This is a genomic window from Leucobacter rhizosphaerae (assembly GCF_022919175.1).
GTDB classification, from domain to species: Bacteria; Actinomycetota; Actinomycetes; order Actinomycetales; family Microbacteriaceae; genus Leucobacter; species Leucobacter rhizosphaerae.
In genome coordinates this window covers 2,198,220-2,217,718 of sequence record NZ_CP095043.1, presented here as the reverse complement: position 1 = coordinate 2,217,718, position 19,499 = coordinate 2,198,220, and the positions used below count along the sequence as shown (strand labels likewise).

The following is a 19,499-nucleotide window of genomic DNA, read 5'->3' as shown; positions in this document are numbered from 1 at the left end:
CCGCGGGTGTAAGGTTCGTGGGCGTTCTGCCCCATCCTTAGCCCTGGTGCGCGACCAGGCGCTCGCCGATCACCGCGCAGGCGTCGCCGAGCGCCTCGAGCCCCGCCGGATCCAGCGCGTCGAGCACCAGGCTGCGCACCAGCTCGAGGTGCTTCGGCAGCGCCCGGATGAACTGGCGCCGCCCGAGCGAGGTGAGGTGCACGTCGGTGGCGCGCCCGTCGTCGGGGCAGGATCGCCGCTCGACGAGGCCGCGCGTCTCCATGCGCGTGCAGACGTGGGAGAGGCGCGGCAGGGTCGCGGCCGTGCTCCGGGCGAGCGCCGACATCCGCACCGTCGCATCGGGGGCTACATACAGGTTCGACAGCACGGTGAACTCGAAGTGGGTGATCCCGGCGTCCCGCTGCAACTGGGCGTCGAGCAGGTGCGGCAGCAGCTGGGCGACGTTGATGAGCCCGAGCCAGGCGCGCGACTCCTCCGGGCTCATGCGGGGGGCGATGTCTGTCATCCCTCCATCACATCACCTTTTGCCCGCCCGCGGGTGCGGCGGTGCCAAGGGTGGGTACGATCGAGGGCATGAGCCAGCCGCCGGCCGTCGCTGCACCGCGCGAACCCGTGACCCCCGCGGCGGTCACCCTCGGTCTCGGCGTCGTCCGGCTTGTGAAGCGGCGATCGGCGTGGTGGGTGCCCGCGGTCGGGATCGCGCTCATCGGGGTCAACTTCAGCGTGGTCGCGCGGCTGCTCTCGCCCTGAGCACGGTCCACACCAAGTTCCGGGGTCACTTTCGAGGAGTATTGGGGCGTCGCAACTCCCCCAAAGTGACCCCGCAAGTTCCGAACCGCCGAGTGCGCGCCCGCCGACCAGGCGGCGCCGATCAGGCGGCGCCGAGCAGACGGCGGGGCCCAGGCAGCGCCGATCCCGCACGACACGTGACTATCGCTGCCGCAATGCCCGGAGCACCGCTCCGCAGGCGAACGCCAGCGCTGTCGCGACGAGCACCGCTTCGATCCGATACACGCCCAGCGCCACCGGCGAGTACTCGGACGCCGTCGTCACGAGTATCGCCGGGGTGAGGAACAGCATGAAGAGCGCGTAGTTGCCGGCGTTGATGTACGCGACGCAGGCGATGCCGCAGATCACCGCGACCACGATCGGAATCGGCTCCGGGAGCGCGGTGATACCGACCGCCAGCACCGCCCCGACGGCGGTGCCCAGCAACCGCCAAAACCCGCGTTCCGCTTGCATGTCCGTCTCGAACGACAGCATGATGCAGAAGGAGAGGAGCGCCCAGCCGACATAGGGGAAACCGACGGCCTCTCCCCCCAGCACGATGAGCACCGCACCCACGGCGGTGGCGATCCCGTACCCCAGTCGATCGCGCACCGACCGCGCCGCCCGAGGTTCCCCGGCACGGCCTCGCGCGAGCGCTCCGAAGACCACGATGGCGGCCGCGCCGATCGCCGAGCCGAGCAGCACCTGCCACACCTCGGCCCCGCCCTGCGACATGGAGGCGAACGCCAGCAGATTCACGGGGGACCGGGTCAGGAGGGCCACCTCCCCGAGGGTGACCATGCCCTGGATCAGCGACACCACCACCAGCGCCACGAGCGTGGCCACGATCCCGGCCCCACCGACGGCGAATCCGAGCAGGGCGACGGCGAGCGCCCACACCGCGGCGCCCGCGCGGACGCGCCAGTTGCCCGCGCGCACCACGGCCAGTAGGAACAGCATCGTCAAATACCCGGACATCGCCGTGTGCGGGCCGATCAGCACCCGGCTCGCGCCGAGCACCAGCGCCACCACGGCAACGAGCGCCGTGGCGACGAGCACCTGCCGGAGCGAGAGACGCCACTCGCCGAGCGCTGCGGCGGCGCTCACCCGGCCACCACCCGTCACCTCGTCGTCGGGGCGGTATCCGCCGGCGCGCCGGCGCCGGCCGCCTCGCGATCCGCACCATCCGCCCCGTCCGCGTCATCTCCCGGGTCCTCCGCCCGCGCGAGCCGGATCACCCCCGAGACCGCGACCACGCCGGCCACGACGAACGCCACGGTCGACCACATCGGCGCGCCCGCGGCCTCCTGCAGGATCGTGATCCCGAGGATCACTGCCAGCGCCGGATCGATGACCGTGAGGCCCGCGATCACGACGTCGGGCGGGTTGCACGTGTGGGAGTACTGCACGAAGAAGATGGAGAGCACTGAGGCGACCCCGATCCCGAGCACGCACAGCAGGGTGAGCAGGCTCTCGGACCCGAACTGGAAGTGCCCGCCCGTGAACATCGACTCGACCCGCAGGATCACGGTCTTGCCGAGCGTCGCCACGAAACCCGAGAACACCCCGCCGAGCACGACGTAGACCAGCGGAGGCAGCTTGCCGCCCTTGCCGAAGACGACCACCACACCCGCCGCGATGAGCACCGCGACGAGCGTCATCATCATCTCGATGAGCTGCTGATCGCCGATCGGCTTCTGGTGGCTGACGAGCGCCGCCACCACGACGAACCCGGTCACCCCGATGAGCGAGATGACGATCGCGCGCACCACCGCACGGCTCGGGCGCTGTCCCGTCGCCCGAGCCGTGAGCAGTGCGGTGAAGACCAGTGCGGCCACGCCGATCGGCTGCACGACGATCAGCGGCGCGAGTGCAAGGCTCCCCATCTGCAGCAGGATCGCGATCCCGAACAGCACCGTGCCGCCGACCCAGACCGGCGTCTTGAGGAGTTGCATGAACGACGCGGCGCCCGAGGCCCGCTCGGCCGCCGCATTCACGCCCCGGCTCTGCCAGAGGTTGCCGACGGACAGCACCGCCGCGGAGAGCAGCGCGAGCAGCACTCCGACGACGGGCATGGATCCGACGAGCATGGACGCCTACTTCTTGGCGCCGACGAGCTTCTGCACGGCCTGCGCGATCTCCGCGAACTCGTCCTGCTTCTGCGCCACGAACTCGAGGGCCTGCCGACCGGTGGTGAGCACGTCGGTCGCCACCTCACCCACGTCGCGGAAGTTGTGGCTCACGTTGCCGGCGAGCCCGCCCTCGAGCATGAGCTTGCTCACGAGGTCGAGCCGCAGCACCTTGGAGCCCTCGGCGAAGCTGACCTCGTCGAAGTTGACCCAGACGATGCCCGGGCGGGTGGTGGACTCGAACACGTACCGCTTGTTCGTCAGGTCGAGCACGACCTGCCAGATGGTCTGCGACGCGTCGGGCTTGCCGGGCTCGGGCGTGCGGAACGGCTGCGCGGCGTTGCGGATGATGGAGAACATCGCGGCGATCGCGTCGACCTGGGTCTTCGGCTGCACCTGGTGCTCGACGTAGAAGGAGGCACGCGCGAATCGGTCGCTCGCGAGCGTGGAGCCGGGGAGCGGCTTGTCGCCGCCCAGCCCCTCGACCTCCTTCACCAGCTCCAGTTGCTTGTCGAAGGTCGGCGAGTTCGTCATGACCTTGTAGTCGCGGCTGTGGTAGACCGTCGGCTTCCCGTCGGTGTACTCGATGATCGCCGAGTCGCCCGTCGCGTCGTTGATGGCGAGGTGCAGGGTCGGCACCAGGTGCCCCGTGGGGTCGAAGAGCTGAGAGATCTCGACCTGGGTCTCGTTCGTCCACGCGACGGCCTCCTCGACCGTCGCGAAGTTGTCGAGGTAGTACTGCAGCCACACCGCCTGGCTCAGCTGCGTCGCCGTGTCCTCCGGCTTGCCGTAGTCGGACTCTGCGAGCCAGAGGATGTGCCCCGCGAACCCCTCCTCGTTCATGCCGTCGGTCGCGATGAGATCGAACGCCGTGGCGACGATGCTCCCGTACTTCGCCTTCCAGGTGAGGGTGCCGTGCACCCCGTCGGTGCGCTCGATCCCGCGCGGGTACTTCCAGAGGTTCGACAGCAGATCCATGTGGAAATCCATGTTTCGGCCGACGATGACGGATCCGTTGGCGTCAGGCCAGACAACTCGTGTGCACATCGTGGTCACGCGTCCTTTCAGGGGGTGTGTTCTCCGTCGGAGCGCACGACGTGGCGCTCCGTGGTCGAGTGTTCGTCATGCGGGGTCGATGCCGGGGAGGTGGGTGTCGGCGGGGTCGGCCCGGCGGCCGACTGGTTCCAGCCGAGTTGGGGAAGGGCGATCATCGAGGCCACGAAGAAGCAGATCGCCCCGATGAAGGTGCCCCAGTTCGCGAGCGCCGCGTCCGCCGGTGATCCGTCCGTCAGCACGAACGCGCCGACGGCCGAGGCGGCGAACGCGACGCAGCCGATCATGTTGATGTGCGCCGACCACCAGCCCGACTGCTGGGGCTCCCAGAGGGTGCTCCGCTCGCGGTAGTAGGCGAGGTACACGAAGACCGCGCTCACCAGGAACGCGACCGATCCGCCGGCATCCGGGTTCCACACCAGCCGCTCCTCCGCGCGCACCGTCTTCGCGGTGAGCGCGGCACTGGTGCTGATGTTGAACATGATGGTGCCGAAGCTCTGGATCGCCGCCGCGAGCCACACCGCGCGGAACATCTTGCCGGCGCCGTAGCTCACGGGCACGATCGCGTTGCCGCTCAGGATCACCTGCATGAGCCCCGCGGCCGTGAAGAACCAGGCCCCGACGAAGCACAGCACGTTGGTGAGGTTGGCGGTGCCGAGCTCCCAGATGCCGACGGCGGTGCCGACCGCGAACAGCGCGGAGCCGATCATGAACGACCAGCTCTGCTTGGTCACGGTGGGCGCGAGGAACGGGATGCGCTCCCGCCCCGATGCGCCAGGGGCGGACGGAGCGTGCACCTGGCTCATCGGGCGTCCACCGTTCGGGGGTCACTGGTCACTGGGCGGCCTTTCTCGGCGGCGATCCGGAGTGGGCGGGCGGGGTGGGCGGTACGGGGTAGGCGTCAGTCGGCCGGACCCTAGTGCGCGAAGCTCTTGCGCGGCTTCTCGCGCGGGATCGGGGCCGCGAGATTCTCGAGGAACGCGACCTCCTCCTTGATCGCGGCGAGCAGCAGCCCGGCGAGATCGCGGCTGAGTCCGAGGCGGACGACGATGCGCTGCACGACGAGGTCCGCCAGGTTGTCCGGCATCGGGTACGCCGGCACGAGCCAGCCCCGCATGCGGAGGCGGTCGGCGAGGTCATAGAGATCCCAGTTGCGCGGGCCGCCCGCCAGCTTCCAGGCAAAGACGGGAATCGTGTCGCCCTTGCTGACGAGCTCGAACTGATCCATCGCGCCGATCTCGGAGGAGAGGTAGGTCGCGACGTCGATCGAGCCCTGCTGCACCTCGCGGTAGCCCTCCCGGCCGAGGCGGAGGAACTGGTAGTACTGCAGCAGCACCTGCGCGCCCGGGCGCGAGAAGTTCAGGGCCAGGGTCGGCATGTCGCCACCGAGGTAGCTGACGTGGAAGATCAGGCTCTCCGGGCAGACGGCCTGGTTGCGCCACACGACCCAGCCGACGCCCGGGTACACCAGGCCGTACTTGTGGCCGGAGGTGCTGATGGAGTTCACGCGCTCCACCGTGAAGTCCCACTCGAGCTCGGGCTGGCAGAACGGCGCCACCATGGCGCCGGATGCGCCGTCGACGTGGATCTTCACGTCGAGTCCGGTGTCGGCCTGGATCTCGTCGAGCTTCGCGGCGATCTCCTTCACCGGCTCGTAGAGGCCCGTGTAGGTCTGGCCGAGGATCGCGACCACGCCGATCGTGTTCTCGTCGACGTACTTCTCGAGCTCGAAGCCGTCGAGCACCAGGTGCTCCTCGGTGACGGGCACATAGCGCGCCTCGACATCCCAGTAGTTGCAGAACTTCTCCCACACGACCTGCACGCCGGCCGACAGCACCAGGTTCGGGCTCTCGGTGGACTTGCCCTCGGCCTTGCGCCGCTCCTGCCACAGGCGCTTCAGCGCGAGACCGCCGAGCATGCAGGCCTCCGAGGAGCCGATCGTCGAGGTGCCGATCGTGTCGCTCGTGTCGGGCACGTTCCAGAGGTCGGCGAGCATGCGCCAACAGCGGTCCTCGATCGCCGCGGTCGCCGGGTACTCGTCCTTGTCGATCATGTTCTTGTCGGCGGCTTCGAGGTACAGCTTCTGCGCGTTGTCGTCCATCCAGGTGGAAACGAAGGTCGCGAGGTTGAGGCGCGAGTTGCCGTCGAGCATCGCCTCGTCGTGGATGATCTGGTACGCCGTGTCGCCCGACATCATGTCGTCCGGCATCTTGAACTTCGGCAGGGTCGTCGCCTCGCCCGGTCGGGCGAAGACGGGGTTGATCTGCAGCTCGGCAGCGTCGGACTGTTCGGTCGCGTTTCGGTACAGCTCAGACACGTGGTCCTCGTTTCTCTCTGTTCTGAATCGTGCGGGTTGGGGGCCGGTGAGGCGCGGGTTATACCTCGACCGGCGGGTACAGGCGGTCCATGTTGTATTGGCGGTTGCGTCTCGCAGCCCAGGTGGAGACCGCGAGGAACACCGCCGTGAGGCCGGCGATCACGGCGACGGCGATCCCGAACCGATAGTCGATGCCGCCCATGATGAGCTGCCGGAGCCCGGTGACCGTGTAGGTCATGGGGTCGTAGGGGTGGATCCACTGGAAGAGCGGGCTCGTGGTCTGCACCGGGTAGATCCCGCCCGCGGAGGTCAGCATGACCATCAGGAAGGCGAGGGTCAGCACGCGGCCGACCGCCGACCCGAAGAGCACGTTGAACATCTGGATCATCGCGAGGAACATCGCCACCATGAGCCACATGAAGAGCAGGGTCGGGATCGGGTACACCGGGTGCAGCCCGAGGCCGAAGTAGATGACCAGGTAGAGGATCGTGCCCTGCGTCATCCCGACCAGCAGCGTCGGCGCGAAGGAGGCCAGTACCGAGCGGAACGAGCCGAGCCCCTGCGCGAGCGGGCGGGCCTGCAGCGGCGTGAAGAGCATCCAAGCGATGATGCTGCCGACGAAGAGCGCGAGACCGAGGAAGAACGGGGCGAAGCCGTAGGCGAAGGTCTTCGCCTCGTGCTCGGTGTTCTCGACCAGCTTGACCGGCTGGGCGAGCGTCTTGATGAAGCTCTCCTTCTGGTCGTTGTCCCAGTGCGGCAGCAGTTTCATGCCCTGCGTGACGCCATCCTCGAGCTGCGCGGTGCCCGCGGCGAGCTTCGGAGTGCCGGCGGCGAGCTGGTTCGCCCCGTCGCTGAGCTGGATCAGACCCGAGTTCAGCTGGTCCGCACCGCTGCGCAGCTGATCCGCCGCCGAGTGGGCCGCCGCGAGATCCCGCACCACGACACCGTTCTCGACCGCGCGCATGACCACGTTGATCTGGCTGCTCGGGTCGTCGAGCTGCCCGGCCAGCAGCACCGTGTCCTGGGTGATGGTGGCGAACACGGCGTTGGCCTGCTCGATCGCGGGGGCGGTGGCGATGTCGTCGCGGATCGTCTGCAGGCGGTCGGCGAAGTCGCCCTGACCTGCGTCGCGCAGATCCCGGATCACCGCGTCGAGATCCGCGGCCGAGGCGGCCTGCGCCGCGGAGATGTCGGTGAGCAGCGCGGCTGCGCCGTCGACGTTGACCTGGATGCGCTGCGTGGCATCGCGGATCTCGGCACCCGTGAGTCCTGACCCCTGCACGATCGCCTCGGCGTCGCCGATCACGCCGTCGAGCCGATCCACGATCTCGTCGATCGCGCCCGAGAGCGTGCCCGCGCCGTCCTTGGCCGTAACCAGGTTGGTCGCGAGCAGCTGCGCACCCTCGTCGGCCTGCTGCATGCCGGTGTTGAGCTCCTCGACGCCCTCGGCCGCGGCCTTCAACTTCGGGATCGTGCCCTCCACGCCGGTGATCACGGCCTGGAAGACCTGCTCCCCGACCTGCGCGCTGACCTGGTTGATGACCTCCTCCGCGGCATCCTGACCGATCACCGTCGAGAGGTAGTTGTTCGACTCGTCGTAGGTGAAGATGAGCTCCGCCGAGTGCGGGTTGCCGCCCGCCGCGGAGACGATCGAGTCGGAGAAGTCGGCAGGGATCGTGATCGTGAAGTCGTAGGCGCCGTGGGAGAGTCCCGTCGCCGCTTCCTCCTCGCTCACCTCGAAGAGGTTGAGCTGCTTCGAGTCGACGAGCCCGGTCACCACCTGCGATCCGGCGTCCACCTGCTCGCCGAGCATCTCGGCACCGGTGTCGAGATTCACGATCGCGACCGGCACCTTGTTGACGTGGCCGAACGGGTTCCAGAACGCCCACAGGTACAGCGCGCCGTACATGAGGGGCATGAGGAGGATCACGGCGAACGCCAGTCGGGGCATCCGGCCCCGGTAGTAGCGCTTGAAGTCGCTGCCGGGCGAGAACGCGGCGATCACGCGTGCACCTGCGTCGCGCCCGGGGCTTCGTCGCGCGTCTCTTCGCGCTCCAGCTCGGCGAACTGGTGATTCGTCAGATTCGGCACGTCGATGTACTCCTTCACTGCGGCGTCGGTGCGCCGGCCGTTCACATCGGCCGTGATGATCGTCTGCGTCTCGCCCAGCGCGACCAAGCGCTCGAGCAGCTGGGCGGAGGCGGTGTCGCTCGCGAGCAGATCCACCCCGCCGACGACGAGCAGCTCGGGCTTGCGGGCGTTCGCCGCGGCGATCCGGAACAGGGCGGCCGTGAGCTCGGGCAGCTCCTCGACCATGGCGTCGATGTCGGGGAGCTCGAGGTCGCCGAAGACCGGGCGGCACATGCGCTCGAGGTCTTTTTGCTGCGCGGGGGCGACCCACTTGAACCACTTCTCGTTCCACCGGAGCTGCTCGGTCACGATGTCGCGCACCCGGATCGCCTGGACGATCTCGTCGACCTCGGTGATGAAGCCGACACCGGCGCGCCGGAAGAGGGCGTGCGGATCGTCGGTGTTGCCGAAGGAGGTGAGGGAGCCCGAGGACGGCTTCATTCGGCCCGCGAGCGTGAGGAGCAGCGCGGTCCTGCCGCGGCCGCCGTGGCCGACGAGCACGGTGACGCCGCCGCGCGGCACGGTGAAGCTGACCGGGCCGAAGATGTGACCCCACGACGCCTCGACCGAGACCTGGTCGAGGACGAGGAGGTCGGTGCCGTCGACCGTGTCCGCGGCTCCGTCTGACGTGGACGGCGTCGCCGGGACGAGGGGCACGGTCGGCGCGGTCGGCGCGTGATCCTGAACCTGCTGCGCGTGGTCCTGAACCTGCTGCGCGCGATCCGGCTCCACCTGCGCGTGATGCGGCTCCGTCGTGGCGTGGGGTTCGCGGCGCTCAGCCGGCAGTCCCCCGTGTGCTCCGTGCGTGATCACTGCAAGCAACTCCTTGGCTCGACGCGGCCGATGGGTGATACCTGACTTCGAGATCGAGCGCGGCAAGATCAAGAAGAAAAACTTACATCTCGTGCATGCTCACCGTATGGCGAACAATGAACGCAGTGCAAGGATCTGTGAGAAAACAGTGGAAGATAGATGTTTTGATGTGCAGCAGCTATGCAGTGACCGCCCACTCGCCACTCTGGATGCTTCGAGATCTCAGTCCGCCCGTCGAGTGAAACGGCGCGCCCGACTCGATATGGTGAGTGCACGGGACGTGGATCCGCGTCCCAGCAGCCGTTCGCTCACGAGCTCGTCGGCGGGAGCGCACCTCCGGAGGTGGGACATGTCCGAACTCATCGGCCGGTTCCGACGGGCCGTTCGGGCGCTCGGCAGCGACCAGGACACTCCCACGGCACCGCCCACGGCCGATGGCGTGGTCGGCATGCTCGGAGCGATCGGACCCGCACTCCTCGCGGCGTCGCAGGCGACGAGCGATATCCAGCTGACGCTGCAGGGCGTGGCCGCGCGCTACGGGCGGCCCGATCTTCGAGTGTTCGTGCTCCCGACACTCGTGATCGTGGAGGACCAGAGCAGCACACCGGCGCAGACCGCGATCTTCCCCGCCGACACCGACGCGCTTCGCCTGGATCAGGCGGGGGCCGTCTCCCACCTCGTGCGCCGCACCTCGCCGGATCGGACCGCCCCGGACGCGGTGATCGCGGAGATCGCGCGCATCCGGGCGTCACCGCCGCGGTTCGGCGCCGTGCTCACGGTGCTGGGGCACACGCTGCTGAGCCTCGGCTTCGGCCTGATGATCAATCCCACCCTCACGGCCCTCCCCGTCTACGCGATCCTCGGCGCGATCGTCGGGGTGATCCTGCTGCTCGCTGCGCGGGCTCCGACGCTCTCGCTGATCCTCCCGGTGTTCACCGCCTTCGCCGCCACCGTCGTCATCGCCTGGCTCGTGCGCCCGCTCGTGCACGACGACGTGGTGCGTCTCGTCGCGCCCTCGCTCGTGTCGTTCCTGCCCGGGCTCACCCTGGCGATCGCGGCCGTCGAGCTGACCTCCGGCCAGATCATGGCCGGTGCGAGCCGGCTCGTCTACGGCATCGCGCGTCTCGGGCTCCTCGCCTTCGGCGTCTACGCCGGGATCTCGGTGGCCGGCTCCCCCGCCGTCACGACCGCACCCGAGCAACTCGGCAGCTGGGCGCCGTGGGTCGGGATCGCGCTCGTCAGCCTGGGGTACTACTTCTTCTCGTCGGCGCCGCGCCGATCCCTCCCGTGGATCCTCTACGCCCTCGTGGTCGCGTACGCCGCGCAGCTGCTCGGCAACCTCCTCCTCGGGGCCGAGTTGTCGGGGCTGATCGGCGCCGCGGTCGCCGTTCCCGCGGCCTACCTCGCCGCGCGCTTCCGGGCGGCACCACCCGCCTCGATCATGCTGACGTGCGCCTACTGGCTGCTCGTTCCGGGCGCCATGGGCTTCATCGGGGTCAGCGAGGCCGCGGCCGGCACGAGCGGGGCGAGCGACACGATCCTGCGCACCTTCGGCTCACTCATCGCGATCGCGATCGGCATGGTGCTCGGCGCGGGCTTCAGTCGCGACGTGACCGCCGTCTCCCGGGGATGGCGCGGCTCGAGTGCGCCGACTGATCCGGCAGCTAGCGCTTCTTCTTCGGGCGGAACCACGGGAACAGCGACCCGATGACCACCCCCGCGAGCAGCACGGCGAGGAACCACGCCCAGGCCGGCATGGTGAACTCCATGAACAGGAACCGCAGCGTCGCGGGTGCCACGTTCGAGAAGACGAACGCGAGCGCCGCGATCGCGATGATGATCGCGATGATCGCGCGCGTGGCACGTCGCTTGTCCGCTGCGGAAGTGTCGCCGGCCGAGGTCTGATCGGGATGCGTCATGCTGCGAAACCTAGCACAGGGGCTGAGTGCGCCGATAGATCCGGGATCCTGCCCGCGCCCCTGGGTGCGCGGGCACTGCGTGGTGCCGCAGCACCCCTCGAGTGAACGCAACTGCACCACCTGGCCCGCCGTAGCGTGTCATTGCGCTCACGCGGGAGACGGGCACCGTAGCCACTGAGCACCGTCACATCAACCCCGGTGAGGGATCGTCGCCAGCTGCCTACACTCGGGAGTCCGCACAGCCACTCCGAGCACGAAAAGGAGACGACACATGTCAGACACCGGAGTACCGAACGAAGAGATCGATGAGGACCACGAGCTCGTGGAGACCGCACATCGCGACCAGGAGCACGCCGTCGATCCGGAGCACGAACCAGATACCGAGACCGCAGGCCTCTCCCCCGCCGAAGCCCTCGAGGAGCTGGGCGAGGATGTCTCGTCGTCACCCGCGCAGCGCGGGCGACCCGAGGTGAGCGGATCATGACCGACGCGCCGCTCGACCGGGATCAGGCGAAGGAGCTCCGCGACCTCGACGCGCACGGTGCCGCCGACGTCGACACGGTGGCGACCATCGTCGTCGAAGTGCGGGATACCGCGAGCGGCGTCGATCCGACCGAGGTCGACGCCATGCTCCGCCGTCGCCTCACGGAGGCCCGCATCGAACTGCCCGATGACGAGGTGCGAGAGCTCGTGCGGCAGATCCTCGAGGGCGACTGAGGGAGGAGGGAGGAGGGAGGAGGGAGTAGCGAGAAAGAGCTGAGCTAGACCGACGCCGCCTGCGACGCATGCAACGCCCGCTGCTCCTCCGCGTACGCCGCCGCGTCCTTCTCGGAGACGGCGATGAGTCCGCGGTGCGTGCCCGCGAGCTCGACGAGCACCTGCAACCACTCCTTGTTCAGCTTCGGCGGTTTGCTCCCCGAAAACCGGAAGCCGATCGGCTGGCTCGGATCCATCCACAGCGAGATGCGCCCGCTGCCGTCGACCGGATCCACCTTCCAGCTCATGAAGAAGCTCTCGTGCCGTCGGAATTTCGTCCCCACCGCCGCCTTCAGGTGGGCGAGCCATCGATCCTCGAACTCGTATTCACGACCGCCGTACAGCAAGTACCCCATGGCGCTAGGGTCGCACGGAAGTATACAAATAGATAGGACGAGCGCTGTTGCTGTGAAACACACCTGCCCGCCACCTCCACGCCCAGTCCATCTCCTATGCGCCCCAGATGCGTGAGGGAGAGATCCGAGCCGATCACGGTAACGCCCCCGCCCCCGCACGTCAATGGTCCTGTGCTCGACGCCCGGCCCGGCTACGCTCGCGCTGAGGCGTCTCTCATCCCAGTACCCCATACGCACTCGGTGGTGAGGGGCGTCTCGTCAACCACAGTCGGCATCGCGGCTCACCGACGAGGGCCGCGCGGACGACACGACGGAGGTCGCAATGGCGGGATCGGCACTCACTCCGCGAGTGGACGAATGGGTCGAGCAGCTGAGCGAGCTCGCCGACCACGTCGGGTGCCGGATCGCCGTCGCGGAATCGCTGACGGGCGGTCAACTGGCCGCAGCCCTCGCCTCAGCGCCGAGCGCCGGGGACTGGTTCCGCGGCGGGATCGTGGCCTACCACCCGGAGGTGAAATACGGACTCCTCGAGTCACCCCGAGGCCCCGTCGTCACCCCGGAGACGGCGGAGGCAATGGCGCGCACGGTCGCCGAGCGGCTCGGGGCCGACTGCACCGCGGCGCTCACCGGTGTCGGGGGCCCGGGCCCCGACGAGCACCAGCCGCCCGGCACGGTCTTCCTCGCGACGTACACGGCCCGGGGCGGGGTCGTGGTCGAGGGGCACCGGTTCGCCGGAGAACCGATCGAGGTCATGACCCAGTCGATCGAGGCCGCCCTGAGCGCGCTCGTGACCAGGATCCGAATCGACGGTCCGAACGCGGGAGGCGAGTGACGATGGGGTCGCTGTGGATCGACACCGCAGGAGCCGAACCGACCGGACCCTCGGATCTGCTGGAACCCGGTGCGCAGGTCGACGCCGTCGTCGTGGGCGCCGGTCTCACGGGGCTCACGACCGCGCTGCTGCTCGCCCGCGCGGGGCGCTCCGTCACGGTGCTCGAGTCCCGCACCGTGGGCGCCGTCGCCACCGGCAACACGACGGGCAAACTCAGTCTGCTGCAGGGGCAGGTCGCCTCCGAGATCCTGTCGCACCACTCGAGCACCATGCTGCAGGCGTACGTCGAGGGGAATCGCGAGGGTCAGAGCTGGCTGCTGCGCTACCTGGAGTCGCACGGCGTGCCGGTGCAGCAGCGCGACGCGTTCACCTACGCCGCGACATCCGACGGGATCGCGTCGATCGACGACGAGTTCGAGGCGTGCCGCATCGCGGGCCTCGACGTCGAGCGCCTGGACGACGTGGGGCTCCCGTTCCGCACCCGCGCCGGCATCCGCCTCGCCGACCAGGCGCAGTTCGACCCGATGGACGTGCTCCGCACGCTCGCCGACGACGTGCGGCGACACGGCGGGACCATCGTGGAGCGCACCCGGGTGACCGGCGTGCGGTCCGGATCTCCCGCCACCGTCGAGACCTCGGGGGGCGAGCTCTTCGCCTCGATCGTGGTGCTCGCCACCGGCACGCCGATCCTCGACCGCGGTCTCGCCTTCGCGAAGCTCCGTCCGCTCCGCTCGTACGCGCAGGCCTTCCGTGTGCCCGCCGAGTCTCAGCCGATCCCGCGCGGCATGTACCTGTCGATCGACGAGCCGAGCCGATCACTGCGCACCGCGCCCCTGGCAGACGGCGAGGCGCTCGTGGTCGGCGGCAACGGCCACCCGGTGGGGCGCGAGCGCGACACCGCCGCGAAGGTCGCGGACCTGGAGGCGTGGACCCAGCGGCATTTTCCCGGAGCGGTGCGCACGCACGCCTGGTCTGCGCAGGACTACGAGCCGATCCATCGGGTGCCGTACGTGGGCTGGCTCCCGCGCAGCGGCCGCACGGTCGCCTACGCCACCGGCTACAACAAGTGGGGCATGACCAACGCGGTCGCCGCCGCCCTGAGCCTCGCGGCGGAGGTGCTCGAGGGCCAGATGCCCTGGGCCGAGACACTCCGCGACCGCGCCACGACGGTTCGGGATCTCGCCTCCGGCGCGGCACTCTCGGCCGAGGTCGGCGGTGAACTCGCGCAGGGCTGGGTGTCGGCCGAGCTCCACCCGCTGCCGGAGGACCCCCCGGCCGAGGGCGAGGGCGTCGTCGGAAATCGGCACCTCACGCCCGCCGCGGTATCGACCGTCGACGGCCGGGTGTGCACCGTGTCTGCCACGTGCCCGCACCTCGGCGGCATCGTGACGTGGAACTCCGCGGAGCGCAGCTGGGATTGCCCGCTGCACGGGTCTCGGTTCGACGCCGCAGGCCGGCTGCTCGAGGGCCCCGCGACCTCGGATCTTGAGGTGCTCTGACGGCCCACCGTCCTCCGAAAGCCAGCCCCGCCCCGAAAGCCCCGTCTACTCCGGCCCCTCCGATCCCGAATCCACGTCGTCCCAGCCCTGCTGCGGCGTCGCGCACGTGCCGCGGAACACGTACTGCGACGGGAGCCGCCGCTGACTGCTGGTCCAGTCGATCGGCGGGCGCCGCTGCTCCGGCGGGAGGTAGCCCAGGCGATACACCGCCATGAGTTCGAGGTCGTCTGGCACGTCGAGCAGGGTGACGATCTCGTCCCACCGGCCCGGCACCTCCATCGGGAACGAGATGAACTGGATCCCCATGCCGAGTTCGACCGTCGCGAGCCACACGTTCTCCATCGCCGCGCCCATGCTGAACACCGAGTAGAACGACGAGAGCTGCCCGGGCCGGTACTCCGAGCGATCGAGCATCACACCGAGGAGCAACGGGGATCCCGCCACGAGCTTACGATTCTCCGCTCCCAGGGTCTGCGGCACTCGCAGTGTGTTCATCAGCTTCTGGCCGCGGCTCGTGAACACCTGATTGGTGAAGGGGCGAAGCGGCGCCGGCAACCGGTCGAACAGCATGCCGTCGCGGCGGCGCTCCATCTCTTCCCGGCTGAACCGGAAGTACGGCTTGTACCGCTCGAAGAAGGTGCCGTTCGACATCGCCTCCGTCATGGACTCGCCGCTGATGCGCGCGATCTGCTCGATCGTGTCGCGCTCCTCAATGAGCACGAACCGCCACGGCTGGCTGTTCAGCTGGGACGGCGCCCGTCCGGCGAGCTCCATCAGCAGGCGCTGATGCTCCTCGGAGACCCGATCCGGCAGAAACGCACCGTTCGTCGTCTTGCGGCGTCGCACCGCATCCAAAAACTCCATCAGTTCCTCCTCCACACCCGCACGAGCGCGATGACGAATGGGCCTGCCGCGCTTGCGGCGAGCGCGATGTGCCGTCGACCGCCGCCGCCCCGCGGCAGCGCGGCGAGCGGGAGCACCGCCGGGGCCAGGAGCACTGCCGCGCGCTCGCGCTGCACGGCTCCAGCGACGATCGCGGATCCCGACGCGGTGCACGTCGCGATGTACAGGGCGTGGTGCACCCATCGGATGCGCCGGTTGTCGATCAGCCCCGTCGCGACCGCGGACCCGAAGAGCACATTCGCGGTGTAGCACGCGGCGGCCGCGGTGACGAGCCCCCGGGTCAGGCGGCGGCTCACGGCGAGCCCGCCTCGAAGGTCGCGAGCACCCGCTGCGGGAACATCCGCGACACCCGCCACCCCGGGGGCACGGCCCGCTGCAGCTCGGGCGCGCGGTAGCTGCGCCGGATGGAGCGCAGCCCGTCGACGCGGACGAACGAGTCCCCGGCGATCGGGAGCGCCGCGACGGCGTACAGCATGTACCCGAGCCGGTTCCTCGACAGGTCGTTGTGGATCGCGATCCCGTCGCACACCGCGGTGCTGTCGTCGAGCACCCCGCGCAGCTCGTCGTCGCCGAGGTGGTGGAGGAGATGGTTCGACGTCACGACATCGAACCGATCGCCGCGGGCGACGATGTCGGCGCTGGACGCGCGCTCGAAGCGGACCCCGGGCGCCGGGCGCGAGCGGGCGAACGCGAGCGCGCGCTCGTCCGGGTCGATCGCAGTGACGTGCAACTGCAGGCCGTCGCGGACCGCCCAGGCGGCGAGCGCACGGGGAATGTCGCCCCCGCCGAACCCGATATCGAGGAGTGTGGACGGCCGATCCGGCGCGAGTCGGGGTCGGATCCTCGTCCGGTAGATCCTGCGCCACCCCGACACGAGGCGGTTCACCGTGGTGAAGCGCTGGTACGTGCGCGCGAGGAGCTCGGGATCGCAGTCGGGCTCGTCCATCAGCTCGCGGACGCGCACGTCGCGAGTGCTCCAGCTCGAGCTGCTCACGAGACCACCCGTCGGGTGAAGAGGCCCGATTCGACCGTCAGCCCGGGGCCGAATGCCACGGCGAGCACCCGGTCCGACGCGTCGGGCGCTGGATCGAGCTCCGGCTCGGGATCGTTCTCCGACCCCGTCAGGATGCGCTGGAGGATGAACAGCACGGTGGCGCTCGACATGTTGCCGTACGACCGCAAGATCTCGCGGGAAGGAGCGAGCTGCCGGTCGGTCAGGTCGAGCGCGCGCTGCACCCGATCCAGGATCGCGCGGCCCCCGGGGTGGATCGCCCAGTGCCGGATCGCGGCCCAGCCCTCCTCGGGTGGCGAGCTCGATCCGGCTTCCAGCAGCGGCCGGAGCGCCTCGTCGATCTGCTCCTCGAGGATCCGGGGCACGGCGTTCGAGAGCACCATCTCGAATCCCAGGTCGCCGATCGTCCAGGCCATCTCCGCCTCGCCGGTCGCGGTCAGGGTGGTGTCCAGGCGGTCGACGTCGAGCACCGTCTCCCCCGCCGGCGCCGGCCGCGCCGATACGATCGCGGCCGCCGCCCCGTCGGCGAACACGGACGACGCGACGATGGTGTCGGGATCCTCCGAGGTCCGCAGATGCAGGCTGCAGAGCTCGACGCAGACGATCAGGACCACCGCGTCGGGCTCCGCGACGCAGGTCGAGACGGCGGCTCGCAGCGCCGGGAAGGCCCCGTAGCACCCCATGAATCCGACGTGGAGCCGTCGCGTCGAGGGCGCCAGCCCGAGATCTCGCACCAGCAGGTACTCGGGTCCCGGAGCCATGAATCCGGTGCAGGAGACCGTGATGACGTGGGTGATGTCGCCGCGCTCGAGACCCGAGGCGGCGGCGATCGCCGCCTCGGCGGCCTCCCGGAGCAGCGGGCGCACCTCGCGGACGTACACTTCGTTCCGCGTCCCGGTCGAGGGCGAGAGGATCGAGCCCGCCGCCACATCGACGAAGACGGGATCGGGGCGTGCCTCACCGTCCAGCTCAGGGATCACGGTGTGCCGGCGATCGATGGCGGAGGCACCGAACGCCGAGGCGATGAGCCGCTGGGCGAGCCGGGAGGTGCCCGGCTGCTGGGAGAACAGCTCCGCAACACGTGGCTGCTCCAGAACGGTCGGCGGCACGGCCGTGCCGATCGATCGGATACTCACCGCGCCGCGCTCCTCGGAACTGCGATCGGGTGGCATCGGCATGGCGGGGGCTCCCGTGGTCGTGAGGAGGACGTCGCAACGATGCGACGCCGTGATGTATCCAGTGTCCGCTCTCACGCCCCGAATTGCCAGGGGCTTGCCCCGCACCGCCGCGGCCCACTATGCGGGGCGGCCTGCCGAGCATGCACCCTGTCGTGGTGCGGGTGCGTACCGATTCCAGCCGCAGACCTGCGCCATGGGCGCACGACTCGGCGTGATTGGATGGAGCATGCCGATTCACCACCCCCGCCGCGCGGCTCTGCTCCGCGCGCTGGCCGCGGCCGCGATCATGGGCCTCGCACTCGCGCTCGCGACCTGGCTCGGCGGACTGGTCGGGATGTCCGCGACCCCGGACCAGCCCCTCGGCGCTCGAGTGGCCGTCGCGGGCGCCGGGTGCGTCGCCGTGGTCGCCGCGATCGTGCTGCTCCGCCGCGGCGTCGACCGCGCGCCCCTCACCGGCATCGGGCTCACCGGCCCACGGAGTGACGCGGGCGGGTTCCTGCTCGGTGTGGGGGTCGTGGGCGCGAGCGGTGCCCTGGTGATCGCGACGCTCACCCTGCTCGGCTGGGCGGAGTGGACAGGGGTCGACGGACTCGCCGTGGTCTCGTTCCTCGTCACGAACACGCTCGTGGCGCTGCTGCTCGAGGCGATCCCCGAGGAGATCGCCATCCGCGGCTACGCGCTCTCGTCCCTGCGCACGGCCTTCCCCCGCGCCGCGGCAACGGCCCTCGGCATCGCCGCGTTCCTCCTCGTACCCCCGATCGCCCTGGCCGCAGGCTGGGCGCTCGGCCTCATCTCGGGCGGGGAGGCGTTCACCCTCGCACCGGGCGGCCAGGATCCCGTCGTCTACTACACGATGCTCGCCGCCTTCGGTTTGCTGCTCACCTTCGCGCGGGACGCGACCCTCGCCGCGACGGTGTGGACCTGCATCGGCGCTCACCTCACCTGGCTCACCATCAACCGGATCGTGCTCGGGAGCGCTCCCGGGGTCGATCTCGCGTTCGCACCCGACGCGGAGCTCCTCTGCTTCGCGGTCTACACCTCCGTGGCCGTCATCGTGTTCTCACTCCTCGCCGGCCGGGTCCGAGGGCGCTCCAGCGTCACCGCCTGATCCCGCACTCGACGCGACGCGATGACATGGTCGAGTGAACGCAACAGCACCGAATGTCGCGTCACACGGGTCACTTGCGTTCACTCCAGGATGCGATCCCGCATCCACGGCGACCGCGCTACCGAGCCCCCGCGCTCCGGCCGTGGTCGACCGCGGCCCACATCTCGTCCCGCAGGGTGATCTCGTCGGTCATCTCGGTCAGGAAGCGGATCACCACGTCGCGCTCCTCGGGGGTCAGCCGCGCGGCCGCGTGGTAGCGCTGCGCCTGGAGCCGTCCGACGGTCTGCATCGCGGCCTCTCGCGACGACTCCGTGACCGTGATCGCCAATGCGCGACGGTCCGTCGGGTGCGGTGAGCGACGAATGTGCCCACCCGTTTCGAGGCGATCGAGCAGCTTCGTGGTCGACGCGCTCGAGATCCCGAGGTGCGCGGCGATCGCGCTCGGAGTGGTCACCGTCGCGCTGTGCGAGGCGATGATCAGGAAGTGCAGCGCTCGCATGTCCGTGCGCCCGAGCTGCATGTAGCGCTGCGACGCCTCGGAGATCTGCTGCTCGGCGTCACGCAGGCGCCCCAGGGCGGCCATCAGGTGACTGATGTGCGCGACCACGTCCGGATCCACGTCGGAGCGGTCGATGAGTTCCGACATGGGATCGTTCACGTCGAGGCTGTAGAGCGACGAGGACAGCGAGGAGCGCTCGGGCGCTTCGGTCATGGCTGGATCCACCC

General features: G+C 69.6%; 22 protein-coding genes. 7 read left to right on the top strand and 15 right to left on the bottom strand.

Going from position 1 to position 19,499, the window contains the following annotated elements:
* Nucleotides 1–37: 37 nt before the first annotated feature.
* Nucleotides 38–505, bottom strand: a complete 468-nt coding sequence (locus tag MUN76_RS10275) for a MarR family winged helix-turn-helix transcriptional regulator (RefSeq protein WP_244684450.1) — start codon at nucleotides 503–505, stop codon at nucleotides 38–40.
* A gap of 68 nt (nucleotides 506–573) precedes the next feature.
* Between MUN76_RS10275 and MUN76_RS10270 the strand changes: the two genes are divergently transcribed.
* Nucleotides 574–750 (top strand): hypothetical protein, encoded by a 177-nt coding sequence (locus MUN76_RS10270; protein ID WP_244684449.1) that lies wholly within the window; start codon nucleotides 574–576, stop codon nucleotides 748–750.
* Nucleotides 751–930: 180 nt separating this feature from the next.
* Here MUN76_RS10270 and MUN76_RS10265 read toward each other — a convergent pair whose 3' ends face one another.
* The 7 genes from MUN76_RS10265 to MUN76_RS10235 form a co-directional block, all read right to left on the bottom strand.
* On the bottom strand, nucleotides 931–1,875 hold the full coding sequence (locus MUN76_RS10265) for an FUSC family protein (RefSeq protein ID WP_244684447.1): 945 nt from the start codon (nucleotides 1,873–1,875) through the stop codon (nucleotides 931–933).
* Between the two features lie 14 nt (nucleotides 1,876–1,889).
* Entirely contained in the window at nucleotides 1,890–2,858 is a 969-nt protein-coding gene (locus tag MUN76_RS10260; protein WP_244684445.1) for a multidrug DMT transporter permease, read from the bottom strand.
* A 6-nt stretch (nucleotides 2,859–2,864) separates the two neighbouring features.
* A complete protein-coding gene (locus MUN76_RS10255; RefSeq protein WP_283248095.1) occupies nucleotides 2,865–3,944 on the bottom strand; it encodes a linear amide C-N hydrolase in 1,080 nt (359 codons plus the stop codon).
* A 17-nt stretch (nucleotides 3,945–3,961) separates the two neighbouring features.
* Entirely contained in the window at nucleotides 3,962–4,756 is a 795-nt protein-coding gene (locus tag MUN76_RS10250; protein ID WP_244684442.1) for a hypothetical protein, read from the bottom strand.
* A 110-nt stretch (nucleotides 4,757–4,866) separates the two neighbouring features.
* The gene (gene gad / locus MUN76_RS10245; RefSeq protein WP_244684441.1) at nucleotides 4,867–6,267 is read right to left on the bottom strand and encodes a glutamate decarboxylase; all 1,401 of its coding nucleotides are present in this window, start codon (nucleotides 6,265–6,267) and stop codon (nucleotides 4,867–4,869) included.
* Between the two features lie 58 nt (nucleotides 6,268–6,325).
* Entirely contained in the window at nucleotides 6,326–8,272 is a 1,947-nt protein-coding gene (locus MUN76_RS10240) for a YhgE/Pip domain-containing protein (RefSeq protein WP_244684440.1), read from the bottom strand.
* Nucleotides 8,269–9,210, bottom strand: a complete 942-nt coding sequence (locus MUN76_RS10235) for an ATP-binding cassette domain-containing protein (RefSeq protein WP_244684439.1) — start codon at nucleotides 9,208–9,210, stop codon at nucleotides 8,269–8,271. The genes MUN76_RS10240 and MUN76_RS10235 overlap by 4 nt, the downstream gene beginning before the upstream one ends.
* A 349-nt stretch (nucleotides 9,211–9,559) precedes the next feature.
* On the opposite strand from MUN76_RS10235, the gene MUN76_RS10230 reads away from it, so the two are divergent.
* Nucleotides 9,560–10,921 (top strand): threonine/serine exporter family protein, encoded by a 1,362-nt coding sequence (locus tag MUN76_RS10230; RefSeq protein ID WP_244684438.1) that lies wholly within the window; start codon nucleotides 9,560–9,562, stop codon nucleotides 10,919–10,921.
* Here the strand turns inward: MUN76_RS10230 and MUN76_RS10225 are convergent.
* Nucleotides 10,875–11,129, bottom strand: coding sequence for a LapA family protein (locus tag MUN76_RS10225; RefSeq protein WP_244684437.1), 255 nt, complete (start codon nucleotides 11,127–11,129; stop codon nucleotides 10,875–10,877). The two genes, MUN76_RS10230 and MUN76_RS10225, sit on opposite strands and share 47 nt — an antisense overlap.
* A 271-nt stretch (nucleotides 11,130–11,400) precedes the next feature.
* Between MUN76_RS10225 and MUN76_RS10220 the strand changes: the two genes are divergently transcribed.
* Nucleotides 11,401–11,613, top strand: coding sequence for a hypothetical protein (locus MUN76_RS10220; protein ID WP_244684436.1), 213 nt, complete (start codon nucleotides 11,401–11,403; stop codon nucleotides 11,611–11,613).
* Complete coding sequence (locus MUN76_RS10215) at nucleotides 11,610–11,846, top strand: hypothetical protein (RefSeq protein WP_244684435.1); 237 nt, start codon at nucleotides 11,610–11,612, stop codon at nucleotides 11,844–11,846. The genes MUN76_RS10220 and MUN76_RS10215 overlap by 4 nt, the downstream gene beginning before the upstream one ends.
* 44 nt (nucleotides 11,847–11,890) lie before the next feature.
* On the opposite strand, the gene MUN76_RS10210 is transcribed toward MUN76_RS10215, so the two are convergent.
* Complete coding sequence (locus tag MUN76_RS10210; protein ID WP_244684434.1) at nucleotides 11,891–12,241, bottom strand: DUF7882 family protein; 351 nt, start codon at nucleotides 12,239–12,241, stop codon at nucleotides 11,891–11,893.
* Between the two features lie 349 nt (nucleotides 12,242–12,590).
* Here MUN76_RS10210 and MUN76_RS10205 point away from each other — a divergent pair, with 349 nt between their 5' ends.
* A complete protein-coding gene (locus MUN76_RS10205; RefSeq protein ID WP_244684433.1) occupies nucleotides 12,591–13,073 on the top strand; it encodes a CinA family protein in 483 nt (160 codons plus the stop codon).
* 2 nt (nucleotides 13,074–13,075) lie between these two features.
* Nucleotides 13,076–14,572 carry an FAD-dependent oxidoreductase gene (locus MUN76_RS10200; RefSeq protein ID WP_244684432.1) on the top strand — a complete coding sequence of 499 codons (1,497 nt, stop codon included), beginning with the start codon at nucleotides 13,076–13,078 and terminating at the stop codon, nucleotides 14,570–14,572.
* Between the two features lie 45 nt (nucleotides 14,573–14,617).
* Here the strand turns inward: MUN76_RS10200 and MUN76_RS10195 are convergent, their stop codons facing one another.
* From MUN76_RS10195 to MUN76_RS10180, 4 genes are read right to left on the bottom strand one after another with little or no spacing between them, the layout of a single operon-like run.
* Nucleotides 14,618–15,436, bottom strand: coding sequence for a nitroreductase family protein (locus MUN76_RS10195; RefSeq protein WP_244684431.1), 819 nt, complete (start codon nucleotides 15,434–15,436; stop codon nucleotides 14,618–14,620).
* Nucleotides 15,436–15,771, bottom strand: a complete 336-nt coding sequence (locus tag MUN76_RS10190; protein WP_244684430.1) for a hypothetical protein — start codon at nucleotides 15,769–15,771, stop codon at nucleotides 15,436–15,438. Before MUN76_RS10190 ends, MUN76_RS10195 begins: the two co-directional genes overlap by 1 nt.
* Nucleotides 15,768–16,469, bottom strand: a complete 702-nt coding sequence (locus MUN76_RS10185; RefSeq protein WP_244684429.1) for a class I SAM-dependent methyltransferase — start codon at nucleotides 16,467–16,469, stop codon at nucleotides 15,768–15,770. Before MUN76_RS10185 ends, MUN76_RS10190 begins: the two co-directional genes overlap by 4 nt.
* Nucleotides 16,466–17,659 (bottom strand): type III polyketide synthase, encoded by a 1,194-nt coding sequence (locus tag MUN76_RS10180; protein ID WP_256451822.1) that lies wholly within the window; start codon nucleotides 17,657–17,659, stop codon nucleotides 16,466–16,468. The genes MUN76_RS10185 and MUN76_RS10180 overlap by 4 nt, the downstream gene beginning before the upstream one ends.
* Nucleotides 17,660–17,891: 232 nt before the next feature.
* On the opposite strand from MUN76_RS10180, the gene MUN76_RS10175 reads away from it, so the two are divergent.
* Complete coding sequence (locus tag MUN76_RS10175; RefSeq protein ID WP_244684426.1) at nucleotides 17,892–18,773, top strand: CPBP family glutamic-type intramembrane protease; 882 nt, start codon at nucleotides 17,892–17,894, stop codon at nucleotides 18,771–18,773.
* A gap of 118 nt (nucleotides 18,774–18,891) precedes the next feature.
* On the opposite strand, the gene MUN76_RS10170 is transcribed toward MUN76_RS10175, so the two are convergent.
* Complete coding sequence (locus MUN76_RS10170) at nucleotides 18,892–19,485, bottom strand: MarR family winged helix-turn-helix transcriptional regulator (RefSeq protein ID WP_244684424.1); 594 nt, start codon at nucleotides 19,483–19,485, stop codon at nucleotides 18,892–18,894.
* Nucleotides 19,486–19,499 lie beyond the last annotated feature (14 nt).

Bases quoted from the DNA above. Each gene is read 5' to 3' on its own strand.
- MUN76_RS10260 (WP_244684445.1), bottom strand. From the start codon at position 2,858: ATGCTCGTCGGATCCATGCCCGTCGTCGGAGTGCTGCTCGCGCTGCTC.
- MUN76_RS10170 (WP_244684424.1), bottom strand. From the start codon at position 19,485: ATGACCGAAGCGCCCGAGCGCTCCTCGCTGTCCTCGTCGCTCTACAGC.
- MUN76_RS10275 (WP_244684450.1), bottom strand. From the start codon at position 505: ATGACAGACATCGCCCCCCGCATGAGCCCGGAGGAGTCGCGCGCCTGG.
- MUN76_RS10250 (WP_244684442.1), bottom strand. From the start codon at position 4,756: ATGAGCCAGGTGCACGCTCCGTCCGCCCCTGGCGCATCGGGGCGGGAG.
- MUN76_RS10180 (WP_256451822.1), bottom strand. From the start codon at position 17,659: ATGCCACCCGATCGCAGTTCCGAGGAGCGCGGCGCGGTGAGTATCCGA.
- MUN76_RS10200 (WP_244684432.1), top strand. From the start codon at position 13,076: ATGGGGTCGCTGTGGATCGACACCGCAGGAGCCGAACCGACCGGACCC.
- MUN76_RS10220 (WP_244684436.1), top strand. From the start codon at position 11,401: ATGTCAGACACCGGAGTACCGAACGAAGAGATCGATGAGGACCACGAG.
- MUN76_RS10210 (WP_244684434.1), bottom strand. From the start codon at position 12,241: ATGGGGTACTTGCTGTACGGCGGTCGTGAATACGAGTTCGAGGATCGA.
- MUN76_RS10270 (WP_244684449.1), top strand. From the start codon at position 574: ATGAGCCAGCCGCCGGCCGTCGCTGCACCGCGCGAACCCGTGACCCCC.
- MUN76_RS10255 (WP_283248095.1), bottom strand. From the start codon at position 3,944: ATGTGCACACGAGTTGTCTGGCCTGACGCCAACGGATCCGTCATCGTC.
- MUN76_RS10230 (WP_244684438.1), top strand. From the start codon at position 9,560: ATGTCCGAACTCATCGGCCGGTTCCGACGGGCCGTTCGGGCGCTCGGC.
- MUN76_RS10225 (WP_244684437.1), bottom strand. From the start codon at position 11,129: ATGACGCATCCCGATCAGACCTCGGCCGGCGACACTTCCGCAGCGGAC.
- MUN76_RS10195 (WP_244684431.1), bottom strand. From the start codon at position 15,436: ATGGAGTTTTTGGATGCGGTGCGACGCCGCAAGACGACGAACGGTGCG.
- MUN76_RS10175 (WP_244684426.1), top strand. From the start codon at position 17,892: ATGCCGATTCACCACCCCCGCCGCGCGGCTCTGCTCCGCGCGCTGGCC.
- MUN76_RS10215 (WP_244684435.1), top strand. From the start codon at position 11,610: ATGACCGACGCGCCGCTCGACCGGGATCAGGCGAAGGAGCTCCGCGAC.